Raw genomic sequence first — 16,058 nt, 5'->3', positions numbered from 1 at the left:
ATTATCCCTATCAAGTTTTTTAGACTGTTTTCCCGATAGGCTTTTCCTAAGTTATTCTGCGTAAGCTCTTAACAGTTTCTTAACATCACCCTTGGTTAGAACATTTCTAAGTTGCTTTGGTTGGCGTGAACATTCCGCTTTGCTTTGTTGTACTACTGCTTAGTACCTTTAAGGAATCATAAAAGACGAGTCTCCTATTTTTGTATATATCTACTACAACATCTCCCATAACATACTATGTACGTAATCAAGCGTGACGGCCGCAGGGAATCGGTCAAACTCGACAAAATCACCGCACGGATTGAGAAACTGTGCTACGGTTTGGACCCCGCCTATGTTCAACCGATCGAAGTGTCGATGAAGGTAGTCAACGGGATTTATGACGGCGTAAAAACCACCGAGCTGGACAACCTGGCGGCCGAGACGGCGGCTTCGATGACCACGCGCCACCCGGATTACGCGATTCTGGCGGCCCGAATGGCCATCTCCAACCTGCACAAAGAGACCAACAAGTCTTTTTCGGGCACCATCAAACGGCTGTATAATTACGTCGATCCGAAGACCAGCGAAAATGCCGCCCTGATTTCGAAGGAAGTCTACGACGTGGTTCGGAAAAATGCCGCCCTGCTTGATTCAACCATCATCTACGACCGTGACTACGGTTACGATTATTTCGGCTATAAAACGCTGGAAAAATCGTATCTGCTGAAGATGGACGGCAAAATTGCCGAACGTCCGCAGCACATGCTGATGCGCGTGGCTGTCGGGATTCACATGAACGATGTCGAGGCCGCGATTGAAACCTACAATCTGCTGTCGGAAAAGTGGTTTACGCACGCAACGCCGACGCTCTTCAACGCCGGAACGCCCAAACCGCAGATGTCGAGCTGCTTCCTGCTGACGATGAAGGACGACAGCATCGAGGGCATCTACGACACACTGAAACAAACCGCCAAAATTTCGCAGTCGGCGGGCGGTATTGGTCTGAGCATTCACAACATCCGCGCAACCGGCACGTACATCAAAGGCACCAACGGAACCTCGAACGGGATTATCCCGATGCTGCGGGTTTTCAACGATACGGCCCGCTACGTCGATCAGGGCGGGGGCAAGCGCAAAGGCTCGTTTGCGGTTTATCTGGAACCTTGGCACGCCGATATTTTCGATTTCCTGCAACTGAAGAAAAACCACGGCAAGGAAGAACTCCGCGCCCGTGATTTGTTCTACGCCCTCTGGGTTCCGGATTTGTTCATGAAACGGGTGGAAGACAACGACGTCTGGTCGCTGATGTGTCCGCACGAATGCCCGGGGCTGGCGGATACGCACGGCGACGAATTTGTCGAGCTGTACGAGCAATACGAGCGCGAAGGCCGGTTCCGTCGGCAGGTAAAAGCGCAGGATCTGTGGTACGAAATTCTGGAATCGCAAACCGAAACCGGCACTCCCTACATGCTGTTCAAAGATGCGGCCAACTCGAAATCGAACCAGAAAAACCTCGGAACGATCAAGTCGTCGAACCTTTGCACCGAAATCATCGAGTATACCGATGCCGACGAAGTAGCGGTTTGTAACCTGGCGTCGATCGCCCTGCCGAAATTCATTACTAAAGGACAGGACGGTATTCTGCGCTTCGATCACCAGAAACTGTATGATATTACGAAGGTTGCGACCAAGAACCTGAATAAAATCATCGACATCAACTACTATCCGGTCGAAGAAGCCCGTCGGTCGAACATGCGCCACCGCCCGATCGGAATTGGGGTTCAGGGCCTGGCTGATGCGTTCATCATGCTGCGGATGCCGTTTGAATCGGACGAAGCAAAGCAGTTGAACAAAGATATTTTCGAGACGATTTACTTTGCCGCCATGACTTCGTCGATGGAGCTGGCGAAAGTGAACGGCCCGTATGCAACCTGGAAAGGTTCGCCGATCTCGCAGGGAATCTTCCAGTTCGACATGTGGGGCGTTACGCCGGAGTCGAAGCGCTGGGATTGGGAGTCGCTGCGGAAAGACGTTGTGCAGCACGGCGTTCGGAATTCGCTGCTGCTGGCCCCGATGCCGACGGCTTCGACCAGCCAGATTCTGGGCAACAACGAGTGTTTCGAGCCGTTTACGTCGAACATCTACCTGCGTCGTGTGCTGTCGGGTGAGTTTGTGGTCGTCAACAAATACCTGCTGAAAGACCTTGTGAAACTCGGCATGTGGAACGACCGCATGAAAAACATGCTCATTGCCGCCAACGGTTCGGTGCAGAACATCCCCGGTTTGCCGCAGAACATCAAGGATCTGTACAAAACCGTCTGGGAGATCAAGCAGAAAACCGTCATCGACATGGCCGCTGACCGGGGTGCGTACATCTGCCAGTCGCAGTCGCTGAACATTCACATGGTGGATGCCAACTTCGGCAAGCTGACGTCGATGCACTTCCACGCCTGGAAGCGCGGACTGAAAACCGGTATGTACTACCTCCGCACGAAAGCTGCCGCCGACGCCGTGAAGTTCACGGTCGAAAAACAGGCCGACGCGCAACTGGAGCCGGTTTTGGTCGAGACGATGGAAAAACCGCTGAACTACGAGAAGTTCGCCCAGGAAGGAGCCGCTGCGCACCCGGTGCAGGTCAGCGAAGCCGAAGCCGCCTATGCCGCGATGATCTGCTCGCTGGACAATCCGGAAGGATGCGAGGCTTGCGGAAGTTGAGAGCTAAATAAGTAATTCTAATAATCAAAAAGCCCTGTAAAACAGGGCTTTTTGATTGAAGATAGGTTTAGTCTTTATTTTCCACCATCATATGGATACTATACTTTTTTCTAAATGTCCAATTACAGATTTGAGAGCTGATAATTCCCAACTATCGAGTGGAAATATCTCTTATCTAATCATTGTTGATAAAATTGAACAGAGAATTTTAATACCCGTTGACTATGCCACTTGGTCGAATGATTTATTTTTGCGTAACCATAAACACATAATAGCTGGCCTGTTGTTGAATGAGCAATTATTTAAATTCAGCTCATATGGGCAAATGATATCCTTGGACTATATAAGTTGGAGCAAACAGAAGCTTCTTTATCTTCCTGCTGCATCAAGGACAGTACATGGAATAGTTCACGACGGGTAACAACCAAAAAACCGCCCCAGACCCGGGGCGGTTTTTTGGTGTTACCCGATGATTATCTGGCATGGTTATCCGGTTGCGCTTCGAAATACCGCTCGCCTTTCGGCATGACGATCCACAACACCAGGTAGATCAGAACCATCGGAACGGGGTTCGGTAAAATAACCGTCAGCACAAAGAGCAGACGGACCAGAACTTTATCAATACCGAAATAATCTGCTAAGCCGGCGGCAACACCCCCTAACATGGATTCGGACGGAATGCGGTGCAATTGTTTCGTTGTCATGGTCGTAATTAGTTTAGTTGTTTACTTTTTTATCGGTTTGTTGTTACTGTTGATCCAAAGGTACTAGGCAATGCCCAGTAGCGAAAGAACTTCCGTACAAACGGATTTGGGCTTACATGACAGGTGAAAAACCGGGACGGATCAGGCCAGAATCGTGTCCGTGAGCTTGCCGATATCGTGGCTTACTTTCTGAATAAAATCCAGTTGCTCTTTCAGCGAACGGTCGTCGGCAACGGTCGGCTCCGGTTTTTCGGAAGGCGCCGGTTCGGCGACGGTTGAATCCAAAACCGACTGGCCCGGAGCCGGGTCGAGTTTTTTTAAACTTTCATTTAAAACCGTCAGCGACCGGCGAACGGGCCGTAACAGCTCGGGTGGATACACCACCGGGCGTTCCGCCGTCAGCCGGGCCGAAGCAATGGTGGCGATGTTGGAGGATAAAATGTGGTTCAGGACCACAAATTCGTAAATGTCATTCTTGTGCCACTGTTTGCTCTGTGGTTCGGAGGTCATCCGCTGAAAAGCCGCCGACAGGTTGGCCGAATTGACGTACACTTCCTTACGGGCCAGTTTGTACTCCGTCAGCGTCAGCGGTTTTCCCGACAGACTGTCGGCCAGTTTGCGCAGGTAATTGCGGTTGGCGTCGAGTACGTCGCGCAACAGCCCCTTCAACTGCTGCGATTCCCAGCGCGGAAACAGGTAACTGGCCGCAAACGCAATGACGCAGCCGATCAGCGTATCGAGCACCCGCTCTTCAACCAGACGGATTCCGCCCAGCCCCAGAAAGTGGAGCAGAATCAGAATGTAGGGCGTCATCAGAATGACCATCACGATGTAATGAGTCCGCTGAAAACTGTACGCGCCGAGCATGAGCGGCAGCATGACCCAGAACAAAACCGTGTTGTTCGGTGCCAGCAGCAGAATAACCACCCCGATCAGCCCGCCCGCTATGGTGCCGATAATCCGTTCGTAATTGCGTTGCCTGGTCAGGCTGAAAGCCGGTTTCAGAATCACCGACGTGGTGAGCAGAATCCAGTAGCCGTGGTGTCCGTAGGCAATTAGTTTGGCCACCACAAAACCGACCAGACAGGCAATCGTCACCCGGAGCGAATGCCGGAAAATAGAAGAACTAAGCGTTAAATTACTGCCAATCAGTTTGGGGTCGATTTCCTGGTGCGACACAAAGCGGGCATACTCGGTCACTTCGCTGGCCTGCGGTTTTTCGCGCAGAACCGTTGCCGAATACGCATGAATATCGGTCAGGCGCTGGTTCAGGTTGCGGAGCGTGATCAGGATTTTTTTTAGCACCAGGTTGCTGCCTTCCTGCTCGCCAATTTCGTCAATTTTTACTTTCAAACGCTCCAGATGCCGCATCAGGTCGTTGCGGTTTTTTTGCGGACGATTGGTTTGAATCGCCAGCCCCATGTAATCCATTTCGATGGCCAGCTGCCGAATCATCCGGGCGATATCGTCCAGAATCCCGGTTTTGCCAAACCGTTCCCGGATCGAATCATAATCGTAATACATCGCCACAATCTGCTCGTAGAGGTCCACAATGTCACCAAACGTCAGCACCAGCAAACGGCCCGGCCAGGTCGATTCCTTCATGAACACCCGGGTTTTGAACAGCAGCTCGCGCACAGCGTCCTGCTTCTCGCTGACCACGGCCTGTTGGGCCACCAGTTTGCGGTAATCGTCCTGCAGATCGGTCCGGATGCTGTAGAATTCCGCCTTGATGAGCAGAAATTTCGAGATTTCGTGAATGCATTCGCCCAGGGCCTGCTGAGCCGCCCGGTAGGGCAGCAGTTGCGAAAATGAGAGACTAATGGCGGTGTACCAACAGCCGCCGGCAAAAACCAGCCCGCCGTAGGTCCAGACTTCGGCCGGTTTCAGTTCCCGGTCCATCATCAGAATCATGGCCAGCAAACCGGCAGTGCCCACGGACGTAGCCCGGTTGCCGTAGATGGCAAATAGCGAGAAGAAAAAGCTGAGCAGCGCAATTTCGGCGCCCAGCAGCCAGACGTTCATCCGGATGAACCCGGTCATCAGCGAGACGAGCACCACCACCAAGTTGCCGACCAGCATCCCGTTCCGGCGGTGCATCACGGGCCCCGGCGCATCGGTAATGCTTACCCACAAGGCACCCAGCGAAATCGGCAGGCCGGTCTCGAAATGCCCAAACTGATAAAAAACAACGGAAGGAATCAGGATGGCGAGCGTGATCCGCACGCCATCCGAAAAATGCTGACCGGATAGAAAATACCGGATTTCCCGGATCTGCTTTTTCATGTTGGCAAGGTAGGCGGTATTGCCCGGCTAACCAACTCCGAAAAACAGGAATGAGCGCGAAAAGGAGTTATCGCTACCGAACAGCGACGGGATAACCGGCTTTTTCCAGTTGCCTCGCCCACTGCGGAGGCACCACACAATACCGCATTTTGTCCAGCCGGATGATGCTGTGCAGTTCTCCGGTGCGCTTGTCGATGCATTGACGACGGTAGAGCGCAGCGGAAAGGCAATCGAACTGAGGAAATGTTTTGATGAAATCGGATGATTCAGCTTGTTGCTGGGTCAACGGGAATGACATACACTCGTAACGTAAAAGGGTCGCTTAGTTAACACGGATAAAAACGCTTCAGAGAATGTTACGGTGGGGAAAGAACAACTATAAACGGGTTCTTTTAAAGTGGTTACAAAAGTACTGCTTTTATTCGATAAATGCAACTGTTTATCGAGATGATTTTTGTGTCAATAATATAATTTTAGCGCTATTTTTTACCGATAACTAACCAGTTGCTATAAAAATCCGGAGTTTGTGTTTGATGTTGAATCCCCCTGTCGAAAATAAATCTATTCAAAAATATACTATTTTCCTCGCCGATTTATCAGACGAAGCTCTCCAAGCCGCCTGCTGCTGGTTTCACTGAAGCTGATGTAAAAAAACCGCACCTGATGGTGCGGTTTTGGATAGGTAGGAAAAAAATCGGTGCTGAATTCGTGATTATGGCATACGGCCCCGGGTTTTTATGATGCTGTAGAGGCCCTGCAAAACCGGGGCGCAGAGCACCGCGGGCAATCAGTAAGTCTGGGGAGCGACGGTTTTTAGAGAAGTTCGTGCTGCCACCGGCTTCTTCGAAAAAACCGCCCGCAAGCCCACGATCTGCGCGATGGCCAAACCGGCGACCACAACTGCGTCGAGTAGCAGAAATTCCGTAGCGAGGGCCGAAACCGCCGGCCCCCAGAGCAACAGCTCGACGTAATAGCCGAACAGCAGGACATTCAGCGCCACGATCACCTGCACCAGTCGGCGGGATTGGGCCAGGCGCAGGGCCGCATACGTCGCCAAACCGGCCAACGCCAGCAACTCGATACCGACTAAAACCGGCCGGCCACCCGCCAGTTCATTCACAATCGGAAATGTACGGGCCAGAAAGAGAAACGCGACGGCGCTGAGTTCAGCAAAAATAACATTGGCCCACAGGGCTTTCCGCAAGACAGTTGATTTTTCCATGTTCGTGTTTGTTTGAGTGATGGGACAAAAGTAGAGCGGGCCCGGCGGTCAGCGCTTACCCAAAGCCGCCAATCACTTACCATTTGGCGACAGTGGCATCCGGCCTTCTCGGAGAAGGAGTACCTTTGCCGCATGGAAAATCCACCGAAACGATTTGTGCTGAGTTTGCTGGCCTATGCCGCTCAGAAAGATGTCGCGCCGGAGCGGTTGTGCCACTTGTCGGGCCTTGATTTAGACGGGCTGAAGGGCAAACCGGAGGTGGCGGTGACGTCGAAACAAGTCAGTGATTTGTGGCTGAATGCCGTTCATCTAACCGGCGATCCGCTGTTTGGGCTGCACTTCGGCGAGTCGTTGCAACTGGCGGCTCTGGGCGTGGTGGGCCAGCTGGTGCAGAGTTGTGCCACCGTTGGCGAGGCCCTGACGCAGGCGGCCGGGGCCGTTCACCTGATTACGGATTTGGTTCGGATGGAAATAAGTCACACCGGGCGGGCGTTCACCATTCGGTTTGTGCCCGACGCCCAGCGCGCACAGGAACAGGCTCCCGTGCTGCGGCAGGTACTGGAGTTTTTGATGGTTTTTACCCTGCACGAAGCGGACGGTCTAACCTTGCAGAAAATCAGGCCCAGAACCGTTACGCTATCCTACGAGCGATCGAATCCAGCGGAATACGAGCGGGTGCTGCGCTGTGAAATCGGGCAAAAACCGGGTGACTATTCCCTGGAATTTGAAAACCGCTACTGGAACGAGCCCATCCTGACCGCCCATTACGAACTGCAACGGCTGCTGCTGAAAAAAGTAGCCGAACAAAACCGGGCGTTTGAAAGCGCCACGGCGTTCCGGGAACGCATCCGCCATTTTCTGCTGACCAATGCCTACCTGGGCATTCCGACGCTGGAGCAGATGGCGGCTAACCTGAACACCAGCGCGCGCAGCTTGCAACGCCGGCTTCAGGAGGAAGGCGTTACGTATCAGGAAATTGCGGATTCGGTGCGCAAAACGCTGGCTCTGAATTATCTGTCGTCGGGTCGCTATCCGGTCAAGGAGATTTCGTACATTCTCGGCTACAACGAGCTAAGCGCCTTCAGCCGGGCGTTCAAACGCTGGACGGGCACCACGCCGGGCCATTATCAGAAGGGGGCAATTTCCTAGTTCGCAGAAAAGACAATCGGCCGAAAACCGGCTAACGCCCAAGGCGTTGGGCGGTTTTGAACAAATCCCCCCTAATCCCGTTTATCAGGGGTTGTTTCTGACCGAACCGGGCGTGACGCGAGCTTCGATCAGGAACGTGAAACAGAATTTTAGTTAAAATCGCCTGGTATGCCGTCAACCTCTACCCAACCGTTTTATCACCGCCTTTCGCACACGCTGCTGGCGCTGGGCCTGCTCATGGCCGCTTTTTATCTGGGTCAGGATATTATCGTTCCGTTCGCAATGGCCGGTTTGCTGGCGGTTTTGCTGCGGCCCGTCGAAGCCTGGATGATCCGGAAGGGCGTTCCCAAAACCGTTGCCATCAGCCTGGCGCTGTTGCTGGCCATTGTGGTGCTGGTTGGGCTGACGATGATGATTTCGATGCAGCTGGCCAATTTTACCGACGACTGGCCGAAGCTGAAAAAGAACCTCAACGATTTCTACAACGACGCCCGGCGCTGGATCCGGCAGGAATACAACCTCAGCTACAGCCAGCAGGAGCAGTATCTCAAAAAAGCCCAGGCCCAGACGATGGATACGCTGCAAGGCTCCGGAACGCTCGGCGTGATTACCGGGCCGTTGGGAACGTTGCTGATCCTGCCGATTTATATCTTTCTGCTCCTGTATTACCGGGCCATGCTGATTCAGTTCATCATCCGTTCGTTTGCCGATCAGCAGGCCGAGCGCGTGCGCGAAGTGCTGGGCGAAATCCGGTCGGTGATTCAGAGCTACGTCGTCGGGCTGGTCACCGAAACCGCCTGCGTGGCGGTTTTGAACTCCGCGGGTCTGTTGATTCTGGGCGTTCAGTACGCGGTTTTGCTGGGCGTGATTGCCGCCATCATGAACCTGATTCCGTACATCGGGGGGCTGGTGGCAACGGCGCTGGCGGTGGGCGTCACGTTTGTCAATCACCCCGAACCGGCGACGCTGGCGGGCGTGGTGGCGGTTTTTCTGGTCGTGCAGTTTATCGACAACAACTTTCTGGTGCCGGTGATCATCGGTTCCAAAGTGCGGATCAACGCGCTGGTTTCCATCGTGGGCGTTTTGCTCGGCGGGGCGCTGGCGGGCGTTTCCGGCATGTTCCTGTCCATTCCGATCATTGCCATCCTGAAAGTGATCTTCGACCGCGTCGAAGGAATGGAGCAGTGGGGCATTTTGCTCGGCGACCAGACCACCGAGGAAGACATCAACAAAATGCTGCGGTTGCGCCGAAGAAAAAAGAAAATGCCCGGTTGATCCGCCTGCCCGCACTTGGAAACCCGTGCCTCAGTGCGTATTTTCCGTCATGAAAACGGTTTCCTGTCTCATTCTGGTGGTCCTGTGCCTAACGGGTGAATACACGGCATTGGCCCAGGCCCCCAAACGCCCCCGCGATTACGGTATTCGCTTCGGCGTGTTGCCGACCGGCGCCCTGAACGCCATCACCGACGTGCCGGGTGTGCGCGTCGGGCAGGTGACCCTGCAGGAAGGGCCGGATGTTCGGACGGGCGTCACGGCGATTCTGCCCCATACCGGCAATCTGTTTCAGGAAAAATGTCCGGCGGCCATTTACATCGGCAACGGGTTTGGCAAGCTGACGGGCTACAGCCAGGTGGAGGAACTCGGTACGCTCGAAACCCCGATTGTGCTGACCAACACGCTGGGCGTTCCGACGGCGGCCGACGCCGTGATCGACTACACCCTGGCCCAGGCGGGCAACGAGCAGGTGCGTTCGCTGAATCCGGTGGTGGGCGAAACCAACGACGGCGGTCTGAACGACATCCGCAGCCGCCCCGTCACGAAACAGCACGTTCTGGAAGCGATTAAACAGGCCAGAACCGGCGCGGTGGAAGAGGGCAATGTCGGCGCGGGAACGGGTACGGTTTGCTTCGGGTTCAAAGGCGGCATCGGTACGGCTTCGCGCAAACTCCCGGCTTCGCTCGGCGGCTACACGGTGGGTGTGCTGGTGCAGACCAACTTTGGCGGGGTGCTGCAAATCGCGGGCGTGCCGGTGGGCGTGGAACTGGGGCGGTTTTCGTTTAAAGAAAAACTCGACGGCTCGTGCATGATGGTGGTGCTGACGGATGCGCCCCTGGACGCCCGAAACCTGAAACGACTGGCCAAGCGGGCGTTTATGGGGCTGGCCCGCACGGGCGGCATGGCGTCCAACGGCAGCGGGGATTACGTCATTGCGGTTTCGACCGCCAACCGCATTCCGAACGTCTCAAAATCCTCGCTCGACGCAATGAATGTGCTGCGCAACGACGACGCTTCGCCCTGTTTTCTGGCCGCCATCGAAGCCACCGAAGAAGCCATCATCAATTCCCTCTTTGCCGCCAGAACCGCCACCGGCCACCGGGGCGTCAGGATCGAACAGTTGCCGGTCGAGAAGGTCGTGGAAATCATGCGAAAAGCCGGACAGGCGAAATAGGCGGTTTTTCAACTGGCAAAAAACATTCCCTCATCCAGTGCCTGCTTATACCTGTCGGGGTTAAACCGGTACAGATACGGCGCTTTGTGGGCTACCCCTTTTTTGGTTTCGGAAAGCCGTTCCAGAATCCCGTAGCTCAAAATCCGCTTCTGAAAATTCCGGCGGTCGAGCGGGCGGCCCAGAATGGTTTCGTACAGCCGTTGCAGATCCGGCATCGTGAATTTTTCGGGCAATAGATTGATCCCGACGGGCTGGTAGCTGAGCTGCCGGCGGAGCGTTTTCAGCGCCAGCGCAATCATATCGTTGTGGTCGAAGAGCAGAATCGGCACCTGCGAAAGGTCCCACCAGCGGCATTCTTCCGTAAAAACATCGGGGGTCGGCACCACTTCGGCGTAATCGACCAGCGCGTAATATCCGACCGACACATCGCGCTGAAACGACTGCTCGTCGAGTTCGAGCAGGATGTTCAGGCGGGAAAGCGTCTCGCGTTTATCAAAAAACTTGTACCGCTCGACATCCCCGAAGGTGTAAAACTGTTCCAGAAAAACCGTCGTCAGGCCCGTGCGCCCCTGCAAACTCCGGTAGGCGGCATCGTTCAGGTTTTCATCGTGCCGAATCCGCCCGCCCGGAAGCAGCCATTCGTCGGTGCCTTTCCAGCGCAGCAGCAGCACTTTTAACTGGCCTTCGTGAAAACCGAAAATGACCACATCCATCGAAATGTGGAGCAAATACGTCTTATAAATTTCCTGAACCAGCTTTTTAAGTTCCGAATTGTATTCCATAAAGATTAAATTAACTATTTTCTATTGCGTACTCAGTACGCATTGAAAAAATAGTAGTATCATTGTGGTGAAAATACACAATGGAAGATGGGAGACAAACTTTATTCATGGAAAGCGTACGGACCGGTGGCTCTACTGACTGGGCTGGCTTTCGGGTTGTGGTCGTATTCGGCGAAACCGATTGCGCCGAACGGGAGCGAGGAACCGGAAGAAAACCGGTTTACGAAAGTGGTGCTGGCCGAAAAACTAAACGAACCGCTGGAAATGGTAGTCCTGCCCGACGAACGGGTGCTGCTGGTGGAGCGGCATGGCGCCGTCCGGATTTATTCGCCCGCGACGAACGACCTGAAAACTGTAGCGACCCTTCCCGTCAGCACAAAATACAAAGACAGGGAAGGCAAGGAAACCGAAGCCGAAGACGGTTTGCTGGGCGTTAACATCGACCCGAATTTTGCGCAGAATCACTGGATTTACCTGTATTATTCGCCCGAAGGACCGGAGCCGAAAAACATCCTGACCCGCTACGAACTCCGGGGGGACGAGCTGGTGCTGGCTTCCAGAAAAGTGCTGCTCGAGGTGGCGGTGCAGCGCGAGCAATGCTGTCATACCGGTGGCTCCATCGACTGGGACCGCGCCGGCAATCTCTACCTCTCGACCGGCGACAACACCAGCCCCCGCGCCACCCTCTACGCGCCCATCGACGAACGGCCCGACCGCAGCCCATGGGATGCCCAGAAGTCGTCGGGCAACACCAACGATTTGCGCGGCAAAATCCTCCGCATCCATCCCGAAGCCGACGGCACCTACACCATTCCGGACGGCAATCTATTTCCGAAAGGCACCCCGCAAACCCGGCCCGAAATCTACACGATGGGCCACCGCAACCCGTACCGCATTTCGGTGGACAAACGTACCGGTTTTGTGTATTGGGGCGACGTGGGACCCGATGCCGGAGCCGATTCGGTGAACGTGGGACCGATGGCGGAAGACGAATTCAACCAGGCCAAAAAACCGGGTAATTTCGGCTGGCCGTACTTCGTGGGCGACAACAAAGCCTACAACGACGTGGATTTTGTCACCAATCAATCCGGCGCAAAATTCGATCCGGCGCATCCGATCAACAATTCGCCGAACAACACGGGGATGCGCGACCTGCCGCCCGCCAATCCGGCGATAGTTTCCTACCCGGCTTCCGAAACCAAACGGTTTCCGGTCATGGGCACCGGGGGCCGCAGCGCGATGGCCGGACCGGCCTACTACCGGGATGATTTCAAAACCGCCAAACGGCCTTTCCCCGACTACTACAACGGCAAAGTATTCCTGTTTGAGTGGATGCGCGACATGATTCTGACGGCATCCTTCAACGAGCAGGGCGACATGACCAAACTCGAACGGTTTCTGCCGAACATGCCATTCAGCCACCCCATCGACATGGCGTTCGGCCCCAACGGCGATCTGTACGTGCTGGAATACGGCACGGGCTGGTTCGTGAAAAATGACGATTCGCGGCTGGTGCGCATCGAGTTCAACGGCGGAAACCGCAAGCCCGTGGTCGAAGCGGCTGCCAGTCAGAAAGCCGGAGCGGTTCCGCTGGCGGTCAAACTTTCATCGGCCGGCACCAAAGACCTCGACGGAGACGCCCTGACCTACCAATGGAAAATCACGCCCAAAGCGGGCGGCTCCCCAACGGTTCTGAACGATCCGAATCCCGCGTTCACGTTTCAAAAACCGGGTCAGTACAAAGCCGTGTTGACGGTGACGGACGCCAAAGGCCTGAAAGAAAGCCGGGACCTGGAGATTCTGGCCGGAAACCAGCCCCCGCAGGTGTCGCTGGACGTAACCAAAGGCAACAAAAGTTTTTACTTCCCCGGCCAGCCGATTGCCTATCAGGTGAAGGTGACGGACAAAGAAGACGGCAGTCTGGCCAACGGACGGATTTCGGCCAAGCAGGTGATGGTGCGGGCCACGCAGCAGAGTGATGCCACGGCTTCGGCCGGTGCGGGACACCAGTATGCCGAAACCGCTTACCTGGGCACCGGGCAGGCTTTGGTCGAAAAAAGCGATTGCAAAGCCTGTCATTTTGTGGATAAAAAATCGGTCGGTCCGGCTTTTGCGGATGTGGCGAAACGCTACAAGGGCAATGCCGAGGCCGTTGCCAGCCTGTCGAACAAGATCATCAAAGGCGGTGGGGGCGTCTGGGGCGACGCGATCATGACGGCGCACCCGCAGCTGAGCCCCGGCGACGCGGGCGAGATGGTCAAGTACATTCTGAGTCTGTCGGAACAGAAGGCGGCTGTGCCTTCGCTGCCGGTGCAGGGAACGTACACGCCCGCTGCCGGTGAAAAAGCCAGTTTGCTGCTGGAAGCCAGTTACAAGGACAAAGGAGCCGGCGGTTTGCCCGCCCAGAGCGCCCGCCAGACGTTGTTGCTGCGCAATCCGGTGGTGGCGCTGGGGTCGGCGGATAAAACCTCCAAAGGCATTACGCTCTTCAAAATGGGGGGACAGCCGTTTCCGCTCGTGATCGTTTCGGCGACGGATACGTACGTGCAGTTCGACAAGATCGATCTGTCGGGCATCAAGGCGCTGGAGTTTGCGGTTTCCGTTCCGAAACAGCTCAACGGCGTGGGCGGGCGAATCGAAGTGCGGACGGGCTCGCCAACGGGCGCGCTGCTGGGTCAGACATCCGATTTTGGTCCGGACACCAGCGATGATCCGAATGCGATGTTCAAGCCCCAGATGGCGAAAATCCCGCTGACGCCGACGACGGGGTCGCACGATCTCTATTTTGTCTTCAAAAATGAAAAAGCCGGGAAGAGTTCACTCTTTGTGCCCGTAACCGTTCAGTTTATCAATTAACCAACGACCTTCTCATGCACCTATCACGTCGCCATTTTCTGACCCAGTTGGGGTACACCACCGCCGGACTGGGGCTGGCATCGGCTCTGCCCAACCCGGTTTTTGCCAAAACCGCCCACGAAAAATTCACCTTTGAGATTTCGCTGGCCGAGTTCTCGTTTGCGCCCGAACTGATGACCGGCAAAATGACCAACATGGAATTTCCGGCCAAAGCCAAAAACGATTTCGGCATCAGCGTGCTCGAATACGTTTCCGGTTTTTTTAAGGAAAAACACACCGATCAGGCTTATTTAAAGGAACTGAAACAGCGCTGCGACGATCTGGGGATGAAAAACAACCTGATCATGGTGGACGGTGCCAACATCGCCGATCTGGACCAGGCCAAACGCCAGCAGGCCGTTGAATCGCATTACGCCTGGGTCGATGCCGCCAAATTTCTGGGCTGCAATTCGATTCGCGTCAACCTGGGCGACGCTATGAAAGCCATGTCGGGAGCCGCCGATGACCCGGCCGAGGCAGCCGCCCAGGCCGCCGTCGATGGCTACAGCAAACTGCTGGAGTATGCCGCCAAGGCGAAACTGGACGTGATTGTGGAGAACCACTTCGGCAATTCGACCGATCCGGACTGGCTTTTGGGCGTTTTGAAGCAGGTGAAGAAACCCAACGCCGGGCTACTGCCCGATTTCGGGAATTTCTGCGCCCAGCGGAGCAAACCGGAGACCAATGACATTCAGGGCATGATCAACACCAAATGCCTGAAAGAGCACGACCGCTACGACGGTGTTCGGAAAATGCTGCCGTACGCGAAGGGCATCAGCGCCAAGACGCACAAATTCGACGCGGCTGGCAATGAGGTCGAAACGGATTTTCGGCGGATGTTCAAGATCATCCGGGACGGCGGTTTTAAAGGCTACGTCGGCATCGAATACGAAGGCGGTTTTATGAATATGTTCAAGAAAGACGCCGGGTATCTGCCCAGCGACGAAGGCATTCGGGCCACCAAAAAGCTCCTCGAACGCGTCCGGACCGAACTGGCGTAACAAGCGATCAAGCGAAAACGATGCTGCGAAAACTACTGAAAATGCTGCTGGGCCTGGTGGGCGTGCTGGTCGTTCTGGCGGGCGGGATGGTCGTAGTTGGAATGTACATGACGCGCCAGTTGCCCTGGCAAAAACCGGCCTTTGACACCGTTCGGCCCGCCGATCCCGGCACGGTTGGAGCCAAAGGCGTCCTGATTTTTTCAAAGACGAACGGTTTCCGGCACGCGTCCATCGAGCCGGGGATCGCTGCGCTGCGGAAAGCCGGGCAGGAGCGGGGCTGGGATGTGCGGGCCACCGAGAATGGCGCGTTTTTCAATGGCGAATACCTCCGGCGCTTCAAGGTGGTGGTTTTTCTGTCGACCACCGGCGATGTGCTGACGCCGGAGCAGGAAAAAGCCTTTGAGCAGTTTGTGGAAAACGGTGGTGGTTACGCGGGCATCCATTCCGCCAGCGAGACCGAATACGATTGGGAGTTGTACGGCCACCTGCTGGGTACGCATTTCCGCGATCATCCGCTGTTTCCGGAACACACGCCCGAAGCGGAGGTCATCACCGATACGCCAGTTCACCCGACCACCCGGCACTTACCCAAAAAATGGCGTAAAATCGACGAGTGGTATAACTTCCGGCAAAGCGTTCGGGGCCAGGACCGCATCCAGGTTTTGCTGACGCTCAACGAAGCCACCTACCCGGCCACCTGGCCGAAAGCCATGGGCGGAGATCACCCGATTTCGTGGACGAACACCGTTGGCAAAGGACGGATTTTCTACACCGGCATGGGCCACACGGACGAAACCTACACCGATTCCCGGGCGATGCCGCACATCACTGCCGGAATCGAATGGGCCGGGCGATTCGACTGATTCAGGCCGG

The 16,058-nt window shown here is 55.2% G+C and carries 12 protein-coding genes; 7 read left to right on the top strand and 5 right to left on the bottom strand.

All coding sequences use genetic code 11. The features are described 5' to 3' along the window. Positions 1-237 precede the first annotated feature (237 nt). A complete protein-coding gene (locus ACYVHX_RS16235) occupies positions 238-2,697 on the top strand; it encodes a ribonucleoside-diphosphate reductase subunit alpha (protein WP_460672712.1) in 2,460 nt (819 codons plus the stop codon). A gap of 473 nt (positions 2,698-3,170) precedes the next feature. Here ACYVHX_RS16235 and ACYVHX_RS16230 read toward each other — a convergent pair whose 3' ends face one another. The 4 genes from ACYVHX_RS16230 to ACYVHX_RS16215 all read right to left on the bottom strand — a co-directional run bounded on the left by ACYVHX_RS16230 (position 3,171) and on the right by ACYVHX_RS16215 (position 6,909). Continuing rightward, on the bottom strand, positions 3,171-3,401 hold the full coding sequence (locus ACYVHX_RS16230) for a PspC domain-containing protein (protein ID WP_460672711.1): 231 nt from the start codon (positions 3,399-3,401) through the stop codon (positions 3,171-3,173). A gap of 141 nt (positions 3,402-3,542) precedes the next feature. After that, positions 3,543-5,687, bottom strand: a complete 2,145-nt coding sequence (locus ACYVHX_RS16225) for an FUSC family protein (RefSeq protein WP_460672710.1) — start codon at positions 5,685-5,687, stop codon at positions 3,543-3,545. 73 nt (positions 5,688-5,760) lie between these two features. Next, complete coding sequence (locus tag ACYVHX_RS16220) at positions 5,761-5,985, bottom strand: hypothetical protein (RefSeq protein WP_460672709.1); 225 nt, start codon at positions 5,983-5,985, stop codon at positions 5,761-5,763. Between the two features lie 489 nt (positions 5,986-6,474). After that, complete coding sequence (locus tag ACYVHX_RS16215) at positions 6,475-6,909, bottom strand: hypothetical protein (protein WP_460672708.1); 435 nt, start codon at positions 6,907-6,909, stop codon at positions 6,475-6,477. Between the two features lie 132 nt (positions 6,910-7,041). On the opposite strand from ACYVHX_RS16215, the gene ACYVHX_RS16210 reads away from it, so the two are divergent. The 3 genes from ACYVHX_RS16210 (at position 7,042) to ACYVHX_RS16200 (ending at position 10,507) form a co-directional block, all read left to right on the top strand. Further along, complete coding sequence (locus ACYVHX_RS16210; protein ID WP_460672707.1) at positions 7,042-8,058, top strand: AraC family transcriptional regulator; 1,017 nt, start codon at positions 7,042-7,044, stop codon at positions 8,056-8,058. 168 nt (positions 8,059-8,226) lie between these two features. Further along, positions 8,227-9,333, top strand: a complete 1,107-nt coding sequence (locus ACYVHX_RS16205; RefSeq protein ID WP_460672706.1) for an AI-2E family transporter — start codon at positions 8,227-8,229, stop codon at positions 9,331-9,333. 49 nt (positions 9,334-9,382) lie between these two features. Beyond that, positions 9,383-10,507, top strand: coding sequence for a DmpA family aminopeptidase (locus tag ACYVHX_RS16200; RefSeq protein WP_460672705.1), 1,125 nt, complete (start codon positions 9,383-9,385; stop codon positions 10,505-10,507). Between the two features lie 8 nt (positions 10,508-10,515). Here ACYVHX_RS16200 and ACYVHX_RS16195 read toward each other — a convergent pair whose 3' ends face one another. Continuing rightward, positions 10,516-11,289, bottom strand: coding sequence for an NUDIX hydrolase (locus ACYVHX_RS16195; protein WP_460672704.1), 774 nt, complete (start codon positions 11,287-11,289; stop codon positions 10,516-10,518). Between the two features lie 87 nt (positions 11,290-11,376). On the opposite strand from ACYVHX_RS16195, the gene ACYVHX_RS16190 reads away from it, so the two are divergent. Genes ACYVHX_RS16190 through ACYVHX_RS16180 form a run of 3 tightly spaced genes read left to right on the top strand, consistent with a single transcriptional unit; the run spans position 11,377 to position 16,048 of the window. Next, entirely contained in the window at positions 11,377-14,145 is a 2,769-nt protein-coding gene (locus ACYVHX_RS16190) for a PQQ-dependent sugar dehydrogenase (protein WP_460672703.1), read from the top strand. A gap of 14 nt (positions 14,146-14,159) precedes the next feature. Continuing rightward, on the top strand, positions 14,160-15,185 hold the full coding sequence (locus tag ACYVHX_RS16185) for a TIM barrel protein (RefSeq protein WP_460672702.1): 1,026 nt from the start codon (positions 14,160-14,162) through the stop codon (positions 15,183-15,185). A 20-nt stretch (positions 15,186-15,205) separates the two neighbouring features. Then, positions 15,206-16,048: a ThuA domain-containing protein gene (locus ACYVHX_RS16180; protein ID WP_460672701.1), complete on the top strand. Its 843-nt coding sequence runs from the start codon at positions 15,206-15,208 to the stop codon at positions 16,046-16,048. The last annotated feature ends 10 nt before the right edge of the window (positions 16,049-16,058 follow it).

Source organism: Larkinella ripae (assembly GCF_054780775.1).
This window is presented reverse-complemented; position numbering and strand designations above follow the sequence as displayed.

What these genes read in the sequence shown, in the direction of transcription:
- ACYVHX_RS16200 (WP_460672705.1), top strand. Translation starts at nt 9,383, where the DNA reads ATGAAAACGGTTTCCTGTCTCATTCTGGTGGTCCTGTGCCTAACGGGT.
- ACYVHX_RS16220 (WP_460672709.1), bottom strand. Translation starts at nt 5,985, where the DNA reads ATGTCATTCCCGTTGACCCAGCAACAAGCTGAATCATCCGATTTCATC.
- ACYVHX_RS16210 (WP_460672707.1), top strand. Translation starts at nt 7,042, where the DNA reads ATGGAAAATCCACCGAAACGATTTGTGCTGAGTTTGCTGGCCTATGCC.
- ACYVHX_RS16185 (WP_460672702.1), top strand. Translation starts at nt 14,160, where the DNA reads ATGCACCTATCACGTCGCCATTTTCTGACCCAGTTGGGGTACACCACC.
- ACYVHX_RS16215 (WP_460672708.1), bottom strand. Translation starts at nt 6,909, where the DNA reads ATGGAAAAATCAACTGTCTTGCGGAAAGCCCTGTGGGCCAATGTTATT.
- ACYVHX_RS16205 (WP_460672706.1), top strand. Translation starts at nt 8,227, where the DNA reads ATGCCGTCAACCTCTACCCAACCGTTTTATCACCGCCTTTCGCACACG.
- ACYVHX_RS16180 (WP_460672701.1), top strand. Translation starts at nt 15,206, where the DNA reads ATGCTGCGAAAACTACTGAAAATGCTGCTGGGCCTGGTGGGCGTGCTG.
- ACYVHX_RS16230 (WP_460672711.1), bottom strand. Translation starts at nt 3,401, where the DNA reads ATGACAACGAAACAATTGCACCGCATTCCGTCCGAATCCATGTTAGGG.
- ACYVHX_RS16195 (WP_460672704.1), bottom strand. Translation starts at nt 11,289, where the DNA reads ATGGAATACAATTCGGAACTTAAAAAGCTGGTTCAGGAAATTTATAAG.
- ACYVHX_RS16190 (WP_460672703.1), top strand. Translation starts at nt 11,377, where the DNA reads ATGGGAGACAAACTTTATTCATGGAAAGCGTACGGACCGGTGGCTCTA.
- ACYVHX_RS16225 (WP_460672710.1), bottom strand. Translation starts at nt 5,687, where the DNA reads ATGAAAAAGCAGATCCGGGAAATCCGGTATTTTCTATCCGGTCAGCAT.
- ACYVHX_RS16235 (WP_460672712.1), top strand. Translation starts at nt 238, where the DNA reads ATGTACGTAATCAAGCGTGACGGCCGCAGGGAATCGGTCAAACTCGAC.